The organism is Burkholderia sp. GW821-FHT14F03, from assembly GCF_058803765.1.
Window position 1 is genome coordinate 1 of sequence record NZ_JBXAPG010000066.1, and the last position, 15,104, is coordinate 15,104.

General features: G+C 66.6%; 16 protein-coding genes and 1 pseudogene. 8 read left to right on the top strand and 9 right to left on the bottom strand.

Translation table 11 applies throughout. The features are described 5' to 3' along the window. Together AC1RQF_RS30195 and AC1RQF_RS30200 are read left to right on the top strand one after the other, a co-directional pair. Window positions 1-552 (top strand): RHS repeat-associated core domain-containing protein (locus tag AC1RQF_RS30195; RefSeq protein ID WP_492873732.1); only part of this gene is annotated, 552 nt, incomplete at its 5' end. Window positions 553-556: 4 nt separating this feature from the next. Then, a complete protein-coding gene (locus AC1RQF_RS30200) occupies window positions 557-796 on the top strand; it encodes a hypothetical protein (RefSeq protein ID WP_492873734.1) in 240 nt (79 codons plus the stop codon). Window positions 797-873: 77 nt separating this feature from the next. Here the strand turns inward: AC1RQF_RS30200 and AC1RQF_RS30205 are convergent, their stop codons facing one another. Beyond that, window positions 874-1,107 carry a hypothetical protein gene (locus AC1RQF_RS30205; RefSeq protein ID WP_492873736.1) on the bottom strand — a complete coding sequence of 78 codons (234 nt, stop codon included), beginning with the start codon at window positions 1,105-1,107 and terminating at the stop codon, window positions 874-876. Window positions 1,108-1,961: 854 nt separating this feature from the next. Here AC1RQF_RS30205 and AC1RQF_RS30210 point away from each other — a divergent pair. Both AC1RQF_RS30210 and AC1RQF_RS30215 read left to right on the top strand, forming a co-directional pair. Beyond that, window positions 1,962-3,128 carry a porin gene (locus AC1RQF_RS30210; protein WP_492873738.1) on the top strand — a complete coding sequence of 389 codons (1,167 nt, stop codon included), beginning with the start codon at window positions 1,962-1,964 and terminating at the stop codon, window positions 3,126-3,128. Between the two features lie 330 nt (window positions 3,129-3,458). Continuing rightward, window positions 3,459-4,406: an aldo/keto reductase gene (locus tag AC1RQF_RS30215; RefSeq protein WP_492873740.1), complete on the top strand. Its 948-nt coding sequence runs from the start codon at window positions 3,459-3,461 to the stop codon at window positions 4,404-4,406. Window positions 4,407-4,509: 103 nt separating this feature from the next. Here AC1RQF_RS30215 and AC1RQF_RS30220 read toward each other — a convergent pair whose 3' ends face one another. Continuing rightward, window positions 4,510-5,415, bottom strand: a complete 906-nt coding sequence (locus AC1RQF_RS30220; RefSeq protein WP_273996051.1) for a LysR substrate-binding domain-containing protein — start codon at window positions 5,413-5,415, stop codon at window positions 4,510-4,512. Between the two features lie 193 nt (window positions 5,416-5,608). Here AC1RQF_RS30220 and AC1RQF_RS30225 point away from each other — a divergent pair, with 193 nt between their 5' ends. The 4 genes and pseudogenes from AC1RQF_RS30225 to AC1RQF_RS30240 all read left to right on the top strand — a co-directional run bounded on the left by AC1RQF_RS30225 (window position 5,609) and on the right by AC1RQF_RS30240 (window position 9,187). Further along, on the top strand, window positions 5,609-6,781 hold the full coding sequence (locus AC1RQF_RS30225; protein WP_492873742.1) for a branched-chain amino acid ABC transporter substrate-binding protein: 1,173 nt from the start codon (window positions 5,609-5,611) through the stop codon (window positions 6,779-6,781). 19 nt (window positions 6,782-6,800) lie between these two features. Beyond that, window positions 6,801-7,322, top strand: coding sequence for an L-2-amino-thiazoline-4-carboxylic acid hydrolase (locus tag AC1RQF_RS30230; protein ID WP_273996048.1), 522 nt, complete (start codon window positions 6,801-6,803; stop codon window positions 7,320-7,322). Further along, a pseudogene (locus AC1RQF_RS30235) lies at window positions 7,312-8,552 on the top strand (Zn-dependent hydrolase). The gene AC1RQF_RS30230 and the pseudogene AC1RQF_RS30235 overlap by 11 nt, the downstream one beginning before the upstream one ends. 86 nt (window positions 8,553-8,638) lie before the next feature. After that, window positions 8,639-9,187 (top strand): MarR family winged helix-turn-helix transcriptional regulator, encoded by a 549-nt coding sequence (locus AC1RQF_RS30240; RefSeq protein WP_273996046.1) that lies wholly within the window; start codon window positions 8,639-8,641, stop codon window positions 9,185-9,187. Window positions 9,188-9,200: 13 nt separating this feature from the next. On the opposite strand, the gene AC1RQF_RS30245 is transcribed toward AC1RQF_RS30240, so the two are convergent. From AC1RQF_RS30245 to pdxR, 7 genes are all read right to left on the bottom strand, one after another. Next, window positions 9,201-9,611 carry a RidA family protein gene (locus AC1RQF_RS30245; RefSeq protein ID WP_492873744.1) on the bottom strand — a complete coding sequence of 137 codons (411 nt, stop codon included), beginning with the start codon at window positions 9,609-9,611 and terminating at the stop codon, window positions 9,201-9,203. After that, window positions 9,601-10,752, bottom strand: a complete 1,152-nt coding sequence (locus AC1RQF_RS30250) for a DSD1 family PLP-dependent enzyme (protein ID WP_273996044.1) — start codon at window positions 10,750-10,752, stop codon at window positions 9,601-9,603. Before AC1RQF_RS30250 ends, AC1RQF_RS30245 begins: the two co-directional genes overlap by 11 nt. Further along, window positions 10,749-11,432, bottom strand: a complete 684-nt coding sequence (locus tag AC1RQF_RS30255) for an HAD-IA family hydrolase (RefSeq protein WP_492873745.1) — start codon at window positions 11,430-11,432, stop codon at window positions 10,749-10,751. Before AC1RQF_RS30255 ends, AC1RQF_RS30250 begins: the two co-directional genes overlap by 4 nt. Window positions 11,433-11,551: 119 nt before the next feature. Beyond that, window positions 11,552-12,457 (bottom strand): LysR family transcriptional regulator, encoded by a 906-nt coding sequence (locus tag AC1RQF_RS30260; RefSeq protein WP_492873747.1) that lies wholly within the window; start codon window positions 12,455-12,457, stop codon window positions 11,552-11,554. Window positions 12,458-12,564: 107 nt separating this feature from the next. Continuing rightward, entirely contained in the window at window positions 12,565-12,987 is a 423-nt protein-coding gene (locus tag AC1RQF_RS30265; protein ID WP_443111432.1) for a cupin domain-containing protein, read from the bottom strand. Window positions 12,988-12,997: 10 nt separating this feature from the next. Beyond that, complete coding sequence (locus AC1RQF_RS30270) at window positions 12,998-13,435, bottom strand: carboxymuconolactone decarboxylase family protein (RefSeq protein WP_492873749.1); 438 nt, start codon at window positions 13,433-13,435, stop codon at window positions 12,998-13,000. A gap of 118 nt (window positions 13,436-13,553) precedes the next feature. Continuing rightward, entirely contained in the window at window positions 13,554-14,999 is a 1,446-nt protein-coding gene (pdxR, locus tag AC1RQF_RS30275) for a MocR-like pyridoxine biosynthesis transcription factor PdxR (protein WP_492873751.1), read from the bottom strand. Window positions 15,000-15,104: the final 105 nt, after the last annotated feature.

The following is a 15,104-nucleotide window of genomic DNA, read 5'->3' on the forward strand; positions in this document are numbered from 1 at the left end:
CAGGTTGATGAGGCGGGGGTGGTTTATAACCGGCATCGGTATTACGATCCCACCGTTGGGCGTTACATCTCGAAAGACCCGATCGGGTTGCGTGGTGGACTGAATGGATACCAGTACGCGCCGAACCCAGTGCAATGGGTTGATCAACTGGGCCTGTCGAAATGCAAATGCCCGTGTATTGGTAATCCTGTTGGAAGCGTGGAAACGCCGTATGGTCCAGCTCTTCAAGGTGAATCTCAGAGTGCTCGAGACGCAATTAAACGTGTGCAAGGCGGCGCCACGTTGTATAGAACTGGGACGATGGGTAAGAGCCAAGCCGCAGAGGCTCAGTTTTGGTCACTGGAGCATCCAAGTAGCCCTGGTTACGCGCAGCGCTACGGCATTCCTCAGGAAAATATCGAGAATGCCAACTTTATAGAAACAGGTGTTCTTCACGCCGATACTCCATTTGTAACTAGAGCTGCCCCTGCTGTTGGCGACAATCTAGGCGGCGGGATCGAGGTGGTTACTCCGCCGCACGGCGTGAGGTTAAAGAGTTTCTGCACACGGTAATGAAATGAGTTCATACGATCACTATTCTGAAGCTAAGAAGCTGGCTAAGTTGCTTGAGCGCGATAGCGCTCACTCGCTTGCAGAGGAGGTACTTGATGCGATGGTGGCAGGCTCTACGGGCACGGAAATTTTTATGCTGCTTCGAATGGCAGTCAAAAAGGTACTGTCTAGTCCGGGGCTGCCTGGAGACACGACGCAGTTAGCGCAAGTGCTGTTGGAGAATTTGGAGCGCTCTTTGCAATAAAGAGCGCGTCATGAGGACATGAGCAGTGACAGGTCCATCATTCAAGTGGTGTTGATGATTCGTTTCCGATCGTGGAGTCACCCGAAGTCGGGCGAGATAGAGATCTGGCGAGTGACGTGATTGATGGAGAGGCAAACGCGTTCACCGGATTTGAAACCGAGGATGCCGAGGTGAGCGTCGACCACTTCCATCCAAGGCATGCGAGGCTGATCGATGTGGGTTAGCTGATCGGCCGATGACCGAAGGGTCAAGCTGAGTGCGGTGCGCGATTCGTGTGCTGCCGGACGTGCTTTATGATTGGCCTTAGCCATGATCAACTCCGTGGCGAGTTGGTGGTGGTCAGCGGGTCGTGAGTGTTGGTAGCACTCACGGCCCGCGCTTCGTTTACGGTCTGAATTCCATCGTGCCTTTGACCTGAGGCGGTGAAATCATCGTGACGGAAGCGATCGCGGTGTGACTCTCGCCTCACGCAAGACCATCAAACTAGATTAACTTATACCAAACTAATTTTGACGACAATTTATGTTCCTGATATGGTTTTTACACCTGCAAAGCGAATAGGTTTGCGCACGTCGCCAGGGACTGAAGCGAGCCAATCAGCCTGCCATGGCGATCGGTATTTCCGGCCCGCTTTTTGTCGCCGGTGATGGGCGATCCACTCGGGTTTTTCGGCCTCGAGGATTCGGCACATCGGTTCGCCTGGATCACGAACAGGGCGGGAGGCCGTCAGTTCGAATCGAGCGCTATAGCGCACGATCGCGGACAAGACGCGCCGCGAAATCAACACGCAGCGCAGGGGATGGTGACGTTTCGCTGGAACAGGAAGGCGAGGTGCCGGCGCTGAATGCCGGCGATTCGGCACATCCGCGATCCGTGGTGCCGTACAGCTGGAGCGACAACGGAAGCAAGGAGGCGGTTTTCGTCCAGGCAGGGACGCCGCGGTCAATCTAATCGGGTGGGCGCCAGACAGATCGAGGGGTATGGTGTCTCCCTGCATATATTTACAAGGATAACGAAATTAATTCAATTTGATATGCCGGATTTTCGAATATGACACCGACCGTTGCGGCTGAGACACCGCGCAGGCCGTGCCCATCATCTGCATTCGAATACAACGTACCCCGTTTCAATCAATCCCAAAACCACTCCTGACTGTGAAATACAGATGAAATACAAAAAAATCAACGTCAGCGTTATCGCTGTTGCCGTTTTCGCCGCATCTTCGGCGGCAATGGCGCAGTCATCGATCACCCTGTATGGCATGCTCGATGCGGGTATCGGCTACACCTCGAACATCAACGGCGACAAGCGGTTCGGGCTGGATGGCGGCGCCGCAGGTTCGAACAAGTGGGGCCTCAAGGGTGAGGAAGACCTCGGCGGCGGCCTCAAGGCGGTATTCAAGATCGAAAATGGCTTCAACATTGGCACAGGTGGCATCGGCGGCCAGGGCCCCATTGGTTCCACGCGTTCGTTGTTCAACCGCCAGGCCTACGTAGGCCTCGCTTCCGATCGATACGGTACGCTGCGTCTGGGGCGCCAGCTCGACGCCGTGACGGAAATGGTCCAGGGCCTGACGGGCGACGCCATTTCGGCGTCGACCTTCTCGACCCCGGGCGACGTGGACAACAACGACAACACGACGAACCAAAATAGCGCCGTGAAGTACATTTCGCCGCTCTTCAACGGCTTCCGGGCCGAAGGCGCGTACTCGTTCGGCGGTGTTGCCGGCGCGATGGGCTCGGGTCAATCGTGGTCGGCGGCGGCGAACTACGCTCAAGGTGGCCTGACGGTCGCGGGCGGCTACTTCCATGCCGCCAACCAGGGGGGGAACGGGTGGTCGAACGCGACAGCACAACCGATGTTCGGCGCTACGCTGGGCTATCCGAGTTCGGGTTACACCGGCGGCAATGCGTTCAAGAGCGCGGGCATCGCCCAAATCGCCGCTCAATACCAGGTGGGGCCGTACACGGCCGGCGTGCGCTACTCGAACGCTCAGTACCATGGCAACGATGGCCAGCCGTCGATCCACTTCAACGTGTTGGGCGCCCTCCTGCAGTACCAGGTCACCCCGGCGTTGTCGCTGGCCACCGGGTACACGTATGTCTACGGTTCCGCTGCCACGCCCAAGCAAGCTGCCGAAGGCCGCACAATGGCTTCGATCAACCAGGTGTCGCTGGGTACCACGTACGCGCTGTCGAAGCGCACCGCAGTTTACGCCATGGGTGCCTATGTCCATGCTCAGGGCGCTCAGGCTTCGGCTGCCGATTTTGGTAACACGGCATCGGGCGGTAACCAGGTTCAAGTCAACGTTGGCATGCAGCATAGCTTCTAATCGCCGACTCAAAGGCGGCCTCGCTCGTTCGGACAGGTTTTCGATATTTTTAAGTCGCATGTCCGAGGCCGCCATGCTGCCGATTTGATCGCAGGCAGCGTCGCGAAGTATGCCTCGCCACGCTCGATTAGTTTGCGGACGGGGCCAAGTCCGTACATCGAGCACGTCATGCCGCCCTGTATCGAGTCGCAGCAAAACGAGTCGCCCCTCGACGCAAGAACTGCGCCGGAAAACCCAGGCGGATCGCGTTACGATTCCTCCGTCGCCTCTGCCACACCTCGCTTCTCGTTCCACGCCCATCCCCAACCTCACCCCAACCGGAGAGAAAGCATGGCATTGCGTTCCCTAGGCCCCTCGACGATCCAGGTTTCGCCGCTGGTTTTCGGCGGCAACGTTTTTGGCTGGACCGCCGACGAGAACACGTCGTTTTCGCTGCTCGACGCGCTCGCCGACCATGGCATCAATTTCATCGATACAGCAGACGTCTATTCCTCCTGGGTTCCCGGCAATCAGGGCGGTGAATCGGAGGCGATCATCGGCAAGTGGCTCAAGCGCACGGGCAAGCGCGAGCAGGTGGTGATCGCGACGAAGGTCGGCATGCTCGGCTCGCGCGCGAGCCTGACGCGCGCCAACATCCTGCAAGCGGCCGACGATTCCCTGCGCCGCCTGCAGACCGACTACATCGATCTCTATTTCTCGCACCGCGATTTTCCCGACGGCGCACCGATCGAGGAAACCCTGTCCGCCTACCAGACGCTGATCGAGGCGGGGAAGGTCCGCATCATCGGCGCGTCGAATTTCAGCGTCGAGCGTCTGCGCGAGTCGGCCGACGTGAGCCGCCGCCACGGCCTGCCTGCCTATCAGGTGATCCAGCCCGAGTACAACCTCTACAACCGCGCCGAATACGAACGCGACCTGGAGCCCGTCGTAGCCGACCTGAAGCTCGGCGTCGTCACGTACTTCGCGCTGGCGAGCGGCTTCCTGTCCGGCAAGTACCGCACCAGCGCCGACCTGCAAAACCGCGCGCGCGGCTCACGCGTGGAGAAATACCTGAACGAGCGCGGCCTGCGGATCCTGGCGGCGCTCGACAGCGTGGCCGAGAAGCACGACACGACGCCGACCTCGGTCGCGCTCGCCTGGCAGATCGCGCGCCCGAGCGTGACCGCGCCGATCGCGAGCGCGACATCGCTGGCGCAACTGAAGGCGCTTGGCGAAGCGCTGCGCTTGCCGCTCGGCCAGGACGACATCAAGCAACTGAACGACGCCAGCGCAACATAAGGCTCGACCACAACCCCACCGCGCGGCCGCCGTATGGGCCCGCGTTGGCATCAGCGGGACGGGCCGAGGCAAAAGACATCACGCCAACGCCCGCCCGGCCTCCTCATCCCACCCCGCGCCCCACGGTCCCCCTGAGCCATTCCGCCAGCCTCCGCGCTCCATCCGGCAGTTCGGTGTCGGTCCTGCTGCACAGGTAGTAATTGCGCCCGTCGTCGAGCGCCTGATCGAACAACCGCACCAGTTCGCCGCTCGCCAGTTCCCGCTCGATCAACGGCGCCCGCAACAACGCCGCGCCCAACCCGGCACGGGCGGCGCTCAACGTGAGCTGACCATCCTCGAACATCGGCCCGACCACGTTCGACACATGTTTCACGCCCGCGCCGCGCAGCCAGTTCACCCACGCGCCGCGATCCTCGTCGTGCACGAGCGGCACGGCCGCGAGATCCGCAGGCTTGCGAAACGGTCCATGACGGCGCAGGAACGCGGCGCTGCACACGGGCACCACGGCGCCCGGCAACAGCCGCTCGCACCGATACCCCGACCAGTCGCCGATCCCGAAACGGATCGACAGATCCGATGCGTCGCTCAGGTAGTTGCGGTGATTCGCATACAGCACGGTGACGTCGACATCGGTGTTGTCCGCCAGAAACGCATGAAGGCGCGGGATGAACCAGCCGATGCCGAACAGTGGAATCAGGCTCACGGTGATCTGCCGCAAGGTCGCGCGATCGCGCACGACGCCCGTCGCGCTGCGCAGCATCGAGAACGCCGCGCTGATCGACCGGTAGTAGTCGCGACCTTCGTCGGTGAGCGCGAGCATGCGGCCGTCGCGGACGGTCAGCGGCGTCTGGATGAAGCTATCAAGCAACTGTAGCTGGTGGCTCACCGCCGACGGCGTGATCGCCAGCTCGGCGGCGGCGGCCGTCACCGAGCCGAGGCGCGCGAACGCCTCGAAGGCGCGTACCGCCCGCAGTGGCGGATCGTTGATCAATCTTTCGATATTTTTCATGAGTTAAATTTTATCGAAAAATGAATTCGCGTGCGTATGTAAAAATATCAAATAAATTCAAAGATATATGCGCTTGATGTGAAATCGACATAAGCATTCAATTATTGGGTATTTGCCGTCCAGTGCGATGAATATTTAATATTTTTCATGTCTTGCGCGATGCGCGTCACCCTCATGGCCCCCGATTCCTCACATGAAACCCATCCTTCACCTACCCGGCGTCGTGCTCTCGCTATCCGCGCTGTTCACCGCATCCGTCTCCCACGCCCGGCCCGCAACCGGGCCCCGCACCGTGCTGATCGGGCTGGCCGCGCCGCTGACCGGCCCGTCGGCGCGCATCGGCAAGGATCTGCAAAACGGCGCGCAGCTCGCGATCGATGAGGCGAACCGCACCCAGCCGACCATCGGCGGCCAGCCGGTGATCTACAAGCTGGTCCCGGCCGACGACCAATCCGATCCCCGCACCGCGGTCACGGTCGCGCAGCAACTGGTCGAGCAGCGCGTGATCGGTGTCGTCGGTCACTGGAATACGGGCTGCAGCGTGCCGGCCTCGCGCGTCTATCGAGACGCGGGCATCCCGCAGATCGCGCCGGCGTCGACGGGCCATCAATACACTCAGCAGGGCTTCCCGACCGCGTTCCGGATCATGGGCCACGACGACGCCAGCGGCGTCTACACCGGCGCGTACGCGCTCAACGCCCTGCACGCGAAGCGCATTGCGGTGCTCGACGACCGCACCTCGTTCGGCTCGGGTCTCGCGACGCAGTTCATCAAGGGCGTGGAGTCGAACGGCGGCAAGATCGTCGATCGCCAGTACGTGAACGACAAGACCACCGACTTCAGCGGCGTGCTGACCGCGATCAAGGCCAAGCAGGCGGACCTGGTGTTCTTCGGCGGCCTCGATGTGCAGGCGGCGCAGATCGCGCGGCGCATGCGCCAGCTGAACCTGAACGCCACGCTGCTCGGCGCGGGCGGCTTCGTGAGCCAGACATTCCTGTCGCTCGCGGGCCCGGACGGCGAGGGCGTGACCGCGCTCGAGCCGGGCCTGCCGGTCGCGCGCATGCCGGGCGGCGCGGCGTTCGAGGCGCAGTATCGCGCCCGCTACCGCGCGCCGATCGAGCTGCACGCGCCGTTCGCCTACGACGCCGCCGCGACGCTGATCGCCGCGACCCGGCAGGCGAACGCCACCGACCCGGCGAAGCTCGTCGCCACGCTGCATACGCTCAACCGTCCGGGCGTGACGGGCACGATAGCCTTCGACGCGCAGGGCAACCTGAAGAACCCCGCATTCACGATCTACCAGGTGCGCGGCGGCAAATGGACGGTGGTCGACGTGCTCGGCGGCACGCCTGCCGCCGCGAAATGAACATCACTGGAGACCTCCGATGACGGATTCCATCCCGGCCGCACAGGCCGACAACCGGCTCGGCATCCTTGCGCGGCGGCGCATCGAGGCCGAGATCATCAAGCCGATCTACGAGATCATGAAGCGCGAGTTCGGCATCGAGCGCGCGCAGGCGGTGATCGCGGAAGCCGTGCGCGGCGCGGCGGTGGAGGCGGGGCGCGACTTCGCGGCGCGCGAGCCGAACGGCGCGAGCATCGCGTCGTTCGTGGCGTTGCAGGTGCTGTGGGAGAAGGACGATGCGCTCCATGTCGAGGTGCATCGCACCGACGACGCGCATTACGACTACGACGTGCATCGCTGCCGCTATGCGGAGATGTATCGCGAGATGGGCCTGGGCGAGATCGGCCATCTGCTCAGTTGCGCGCGCGACAGCCTGTTCATCGAAGGCTACGCGCCGGGCGTCGAGCTGGCCCGCACCAGTACGATCATGCAGGGCGGCGCGCGCTGCGATTTCCGCTACCGCTTGCGCGATGCCGCGCCGGAGGCCGGCGATGCCGCGTGATCGTGAATACATCCCGCGCGTCGACGGCGCGCGGCTGTGGGCGTCGCTCGAACGGATGGCGCGGATCGGCGCGACACCGAAGGGCGGCGTGTGCCGGCTGGCGCTGACCGACCTCGATCGTGCGTCGCGCGACCTGTTCGTCGAATGGGCGAGCGAGGCCGGCTGCCAGATCCGGGTCGACCGGATCGGCAATGTGTTCGCGCGCCGCGCGGGACGCCGGCCCGACGCTGCGCCGGTGCTGACCGGCTCGCACGCGGATACGCAGCCGACGGGCGGCCGTTACGACGGCATCTACGGCGTGCTGGGCGGCCTGGAGGTCGTGCGCGCGCTCAACGCGAAACCGAGCGGCCGATCGACGTCGTGATCTGGACCAACGAGGAGGGTTCGCGCTTCGCGCCGGCGATGGTGGCATCGGGCGTGTTCGCCGGCGTCTATCCGCTCGACTACGGGCTCTCGCGCACCGATCCGTCCGGCGTGACGCTCGGCGACGCGCTCGCGCGGATCGGCTACGCGGGCCGCGAGCCGGTGGGCGGGTTCCCGGTGCACGCGGCCTACGAACTGCATATCGAGCAGGGCGCGATCCTGGAGCGCGCGGGACATACGATCGGCGTGGTGACGGGCGGGCAGGGCCAGCGTTGGTACGAGGCGCGCCTGACGGGCGTCGACGCCCATGCGGGAACGACGCCGATGGACTTTCGTCGCGATGCGCTGGTGGGCGCGGCGCGGATGATCGATTTCGTCGACACGCTCGGCCATCGCCATGCGCCGCACGGGCGGGCGACGGTGGGGATGATCGAGGCGCGGCCGAATTCGCGCAATACGGTGCCCGGCGCGTGCTTCTTCACGATCGAATGCCGCCATCCAGATGCGGGCACGCTCGCGGAGATGGACGCGGCGCTGCGCGACGCGCTCGAGCAGATCGCCGCGCGCACGGGCTTGCAGGCGGAATTCACGCAGATCTTCGACTACGCGCCGGTGCCGTTCGCGCCCGGCTGCATCGAGGCGGTGCGCGAGGCGGCCGAGGCGCTGGGCCTGTCGCACGCGGACATCGTGTCGGGCGCGGGCCACGATGCCTGCTATGTCGCGCGGGTCGCGCCGACCGGCATGATCTTCGTGCCGTGCATCGACGGGTTGAGCCACAACGAGGCGGAAGCGATCACGCCGGACTGGGCGGAGGCCGGCGCGAACGTACTGCTGCGCGCGGTGTTGAAGAGCGCCCGGGAGATATGACGCGGACGAACGCTAGCCTGAGCCGGAGATCATCTTACGAATGGTTTACCGTATAGTGCGCGCTTCCGTCCTGGCTGATTGCATCCATGATCCGCAAAACCGAAGCCGTCGAACCCGTATGCGCCGACGAAGCGCTGGCGTCCCACCTGGCTCTGCTGTCCGCCACCGCCGGACCGGACACGCCGCGCGCGCCGGCCGCGGCGGGCATGCTGTTGCTGTGGCTCGCGGATGAAGTGGCGAGCCGTGTGAACGCCTCGCTGCAGGCGCACGACATCACCGAAAGCAAGCTGCACGTGCTGATGCTGTTCTCGCTCGCGGAGCGGGGGCTGGTCAAGCTCGGCACGATCACGCCGTCGATGATCGCCGAGACGTTCGGCGTGACGCGTTCGTCGGCCACCGGCCTGCTCGACTGGCTGGAAGCGCGCGGCCTGCTCGCGCGCGAAACCTGCGTGGGCGATCGGCGCAGCCTCGAACTGGTCATGACGGACCGCGGCCGCGCGCTGCTCGACAGCGCGATGCCGACCTTCTGGCGCGCATGCGCCGATTGCACCGGCGTTTTCGACGAGCAGGACAGCGCCGACCTGCAGCACCTGCTGTCGAAGCTGTGGCGCGCTCTGGCGATGCGCCGCGCATGACGCACGCGGGCCGTCACGCGGGCAGCGCGGCGGTCGCCTCGATCTCGATCCTGAATCCGTAGTGCAATGCGCCGGTCGGCACGATCGCGCGCGCGGGGCGCGCGTCGCCGGCCCAGGCTGCGTACAACACGTTGAAGCGCGGCCAGTCGGCGATGTCGGCCAGATACACGCGTACCTGAACCAGCCGCGAGGCATCGCACGCCACCGCGCGCAGCGCGCATTCGAGGTTGTTCAGAACTTGCCGCGTCTGATCGTCGAACGAGGCATCGACGAGTTTCTCGCCTGTCTCGGTGATCGGCAGTTGCCCCGAGATGAAGGCCAAGCCCTGTGCGCAGGTCACGTGGCTGTAGTGGCCGCCGGGCGGCGCGACGCCGTCGACCGGCGGATGCACGGGGGCGGCGGGGGGCATCGGGTTACCAGCCATGAAAGCGGCTCCAAAGCGCAGCGCTGCCGTCGGCGGCCAGCGCATGATAGAAGGGAAATTGCGCACCGGTGGCGCATGCATGGTTCGGCAGGATACGCAGTCGCGCACCGAGCGGGAAGCGGGTGACGATGTCCGGGCACGGTTCGCCGTGCGTGCGCGACAGGATGCCGTGTTCCTGATTCGCGCCGCTGATCGTGAAGCCTTCGAGCGGCGCGCCGTCGAGCGTGCACGGCAGGCCGTAGCCATAATCGCGGCGCTGGCGCGCGGTGCCGCGATCGCGGCTCAGCGCCATCCAGCCCGCATCGACGATCGCCCAGCCCTGGTCGGGCCGGTGGCCGATCACGGTCGTGACGACGCTGAGCGCGAGGTCGTCCAGCGCGCATACGCCGACGTTGTGCATCACCAGATCGAAAAACGCATAGACGCCGGCGCGCACCTCGGTCACGCCGGCGAGCGAGGCGGCCGACAAGGCGGTCGGCGTCGAGCCGACGCTGACCGCTTCGCAGGGGATCCCTTGCGCGCGCAAGCGTTCGGCCGCGAGCACGCAGCGGGCCCGCTCCTGTTCCGCCAGCGCCGCGAGCGCGGCGGGGGTGTCGCATGCGTAGCTGGAGCCTGCGTGCGCGAGCACGCCGCCGATGCGAGCGCCGCCGTCGGCGAACAGGCGGCCGATCGCCGGCAGCGCGGCGTCGTCCGGAGCGATTCCCGCACGATGGCCGTCGGTATCGATCTCGATCCAGACTTCATGGGTTTCGCCGTGCGCGCGGCCATGCGCGGCAACCGCGCGCGCCGCGTCGACGCTGTCGACCAGCAGCTTGAGCGCGCACCCGCGCCGCCGCAGCGCGAGCGCGCGGTCGAGCTTGGCGGGTGCGATGCCGACCGCGTACAAGATGTCGTCGAAGCCCGCCGCGAAAAAGCTTTCCGCCTCCTTCAGCGTCGATACGGTGATGCCGCGCGCGCCCGCCGCGCGTTGCAGCTGGGCGACTTCGAGGCACTTGGCGGTTTTCACGTGCGGGCGGAACGCGACGCCCAGCGCGTCCATGCGCGCCTGCATCCGCTGCACATTGCGCTCGACGCGTGCAAGGTCCAGCACGGCGGCGGGTGTATCGAGCGTGGCGAGGCTGGAGAGCGTGTCGGTGGTCATGAGCACGAGCGGGCGGAAACGGGTTGGGACGTACCGAAGCGGCGCGCCCAGGGCGCGAGCGCATCGAGGGTCGGGGAGGTCAGCTCGGGCGGGGCCGTGCCCTCGACCCTGGCGAGGCCGGCGCGATTGTGCCAATAGGTGCGCAAGCCGACAGCCGCCGTGCCGAACAGGTCATAGCTGGAGCCCGCGACGAACGCGGCGTCCGCCGCCGCGACGCCCAGTGCGTCGAGCGCGCGCTGATAGGGGCGCGGATCGGGCTTGTACGCGCCGACGTCCTCGGCCGTGACGATCGCATCCCAGCGTACCGGCAGGCGGGCGGCGGCGAGCTGTCCAAGCGGGTTCGAGCAGTTGGTGACGATCGCGAGCTTGCAATGCGGCGCGAGCGCGCGCAAAGCGTCGAGCGCGCCGCTCCACGGTTGCAGCGTGGTCCATTGCCGATCCAGCGCGCGCGGCGCGGACGCCGGCAGGCCGGTGCGCGCGGCCGCCTGCTCGACCAGCCGCAGGTAGTCGACGTACGCGCCGCAGCCATAGGTGAGCCGCAGGTATTCGGCGCGCCAGCGCAGGCCGGCTTCGGGCGAACCGGCGGCGGACTGCCACAGCGACCAGGAATCGAGCAGCGCGGTCAGCAGGTCGAACAGGATTGCCTTCGGATAGGCGGGGGCATCGAGGGGCGTAGGCATCGGCGGGAACAGGCGGCGGTGACGATGCGCTCGATTATAGGAGCGGCCCGCCGGTTCCGGATTCAGTTGGATTAACTGTCAGATTAAGCGCAACTGAATGCCGCCGGGCCGCTCGGCGCTCATTCGCGCCACGGCGGGCGCGGCTTGAAGCGCGCCTGCAGCAGGCGCAGGAATTGCCGTACCCGGGCCGGCATGCCGGTGCGATGGTGGGTCAGCGCGATCACGTCGGCGTCCGGCGTCTTCCAGGCCGGCAGCAGGCGCACGAGCGCGTGCTGGGCGAGCGCGTCCGCCACGTCCCACTCGGAGCGCAGGATCGCGCCGCGTCCTTCGCGCGCCCATTGGCGCACCACGTCGCCGTCGTTGCAACTGAGCGCGCCCGTCACGCGCACGCTGCGGGTCGTCCGGCCCTTGCGGAAATGCCAGAGCGACGCATCCTCGTTGTTCTCGCGCAGCACGATGCACGGCAGCCGGGCGAGATCGTCCGGGCTCGCGGGTTCGCCGTGGCGCGTCACGAACGCGGGCGACGCGCAGACGATGCGCGTATTCGGCGCGATCGCGTAGCCGACGAGATTCGAGGCGCGCAGCCCGCCGATGTGCACCACGAGGTCGTAGCGGTCCGCATGCTCCGCGAGGGGTTCGTCGGACAGCGTGAGCGCGATCTCGACACGCGGATGCTCGGCCTGGAACGCGGCGACGGCGGGCGCGACATAGCGCCGCCCGAAGCCGAGCGGCGCGTTGATCTTCAGCGTGCCGACGAGCCGGCCGCGGCGGCCGCGCACTTCGTCGAGCAGCGTGTCGAACTGCTGCACGAGGGTCGCGCCGCGTTCGCACAGCAGCGCGCCTTCGTCGGTGAAGCGCAGGCGGCGCGCGGTGCGGTCGACGAGGCGGGCGCCGAGGGTCTTTTCAAGCTGTTGCAGCCGCTGCGTGACGGCGGAGGGCGACAGGCCCAGTTCACGGGCGGCGGCGGCAAGGCTGCCGCGATCGCGGATCGCAAGCAGGAAGCGGATATCGGCGGAATCGGTCATGGAATGCTCGGGACTGCGCAAGGTGCGGCCCCCGCGCGCGCCGCGCGCGAGGCGGCCGGAGCAGGGCCGGCCGATGCATACGATACCGCATCGCCCGAGCGGCGCGTTCAGCGCGGCAGCGGCGTCGTCAGGACGTCGTGCGCGCCCGCGAGCGCGAATACCACCATCTCCGCCGGCTCGCTGTCGCTGGCGTTGCGCGACACGATGTGCTGCGCGCCGGGCGGTTCGTACCAGCCTTCACCGGGGCCGTAGGTTTTCTCGGGGCCGCCCGCGAGCTGAGACACGACATGGCCGCGCGTCACGCAGGCGAAGATGGAGCCGGGATGCCGGTGCGGCGCGGATGCCTGGCCCGGCGCGTACGATACCGTCGCGACCAGCGCCTCTTTGCCCGGCGCTTCCGGCAGCGGCTGCCGCATCACCGGGCGCACCGTCGCGCCCGGATCGTCGCCGTGCGCGTCGGCCGCCGCGCTGCCCGCGAGCAGGACCAGGGCGGCCGCGACGCCGCTCGCGTAACGTTGCATCGAATTCATCGCATCCCCCTCAGGCCGGCAGCTTGCGGAACGCGATCGCGACGCGGTTCCAGCTGTTGATGGCCGAGACCAGCAGGGTCAGGTCGACCAGTTCCTCGTCGTTGAAATGCGGCCGCACCTGGTCCCACACGGCGTCGGGCACATGGTCGTGCGAGACCAGGGTGACGGCTTCCGTCCACGCGAGCGCCGCGCGTTCGCGATCCGTGAAGAACGGCGTCTCGCGCCATACCCCGACGGTCGCGAGGCGCCGGTCGGTTTCGCCGGCCTGGCGGGCGTCGCGGGTATGGAGGTCGACGCAGAACGCGCAGCCGTTGATCTGCGATGCGCGCAGCCGCACCAGTTCGATCAGCGCGTGCTCGAGCGTGCTCTTGCCGATGCGCGCCTCGAGCGCGAGCAGCGCCTTGATGGCCAGGGGATTGGCTCGCTGGTAGTCGAGACGGGGTTCCATGGAGTTCCTCGAAGTCAGTGCGCGAAAGCGCGATGAACGTCAGATTAAGCACGTCACTGGCTTGTTGAAATATCCAATTTTCTCGATTTTCAGGTAACCAGCTTGCGACTGGCCCGCTTTACGCGCGCCGGGAGAGCAGCTTGGCGAGCCGGGTCAGCGCGATGTCGATGTCCGCCGTCGCGATGCCGCCATAACCGAACAGCAGCCCCGGCGCGACCGTCCGTTCCGCGTGGAATGCCGAGATGCCGTACAGGCCGATCGAGGCCTCGCGCGCGACGGCGATCACCGCGGCTTCGTCGAGCCCGTCGCGCAGCAGCGCGGTGAGGTGGATGCCGGCCGCCGGCACGATCGGCGAGAACCAGCGTCCGAGCCCGTTGCTCAGGTGCGCGACAAGCAGCCGCCGGCGCGCGTCGTAGTGCTTGTGCAGGCGTCGCAGGTGGCGGGCGAAGCCGCCGTCGAGCATGAAGCGCGCGAGCGCGACCTGGGTCAGCGTGCAGGTGTGCCAGTCGTTGATCTGCTTGGCCTTGCGCAGCGCGAGATTCAGCGGCCGCGGCGGCACCATGTAGCCGATCCTCAGCTCGGGGAAGATCGTCTTCGAGAAGGTGCCGACGTAGGCGACGAGCCCCGCCCGGTCGAGGCTCTTGAGCGGTTCCATGGGCCGGCCGTCGAAGCGGAATTCGCAGTCGTAGTCGTCCTCGACCACGATCGCGCGATGGCGCTGCGCCCATTCGAGCAGCGCGATGCGGCGCTCCAGGCTCATCGGCATGCCGAGCGGGAACTGGTGCGAAGGCGTCACGTAGACGAAGCGCGCGTGCGCCGGCAGACGCTCGACGATCAGGCCGTGCGCATCGACGGGAATCCCCTCGACGCGCGCGCCCAGCGCCGCGAATGCCGCGCGCGCGGGCGGATAGCCGGGCTCCTCGACGGCCACCACGTCGCCGGGCCGCACGAGCACGCGCGCGAGCAGATCCAGCGCCTGCTGCGCGCCCTGCGTGACGATCACGTCCTGTTCGTCGCAGACCACCGCACGGCTCGCGGCCACGTAGCGCGCGATCGCGAGCCGCAGCGACGCCTCGCCGGCCGGATCGCGATAGTCGCCGCGACTGCGCGCCTGTTCCCGCAGCGCGTGGTGGATGCAGCGACGCCAGGTGTCGAACGGGAACAAGGTCTTGTCGGTCACGCCGCCGCGGAAATCGTACGGCAGCGGCTGCGCGGGCGGCGGCATCGCGAGGTCGGCCGGCAGCGCATCCCACGGCGCCGCCGGCTCGACGATCGGTGCGGCGGCCGGCGCGGTGCGCGCAGCCGGTTCGGCCGGGACGCGCGCGAGGCCGTCGGCGACGAACGTGCCGTCGCCCGCGCGCGTGTGCAGATAGCCTTCGGCGGCAAGGCGTTCGAACACGTCGAGCGTGGTCTTGCGCGAGACGCCGAGCCGGCGCGCGAGATCGCGGGTCGAGGGCAGGCGCGCGTCGGCGGGGAGGCGGCCGTCGACGATCGCCGCGCGCAGTTGTCGGTAAAGTTGGCCCGTCAGGTCGTGACGGCCATGAAGGTCGAGCGGAAGATCCACGCGTGCTGCCTGGAAAGAAAGCGATCGCGCCATTCTGGCATGCACGGCGTGTGCGGGCGAAGTCCGCCGCTGCCAGCCGGCTCGGCGTGCGGGATGGGATGGGGA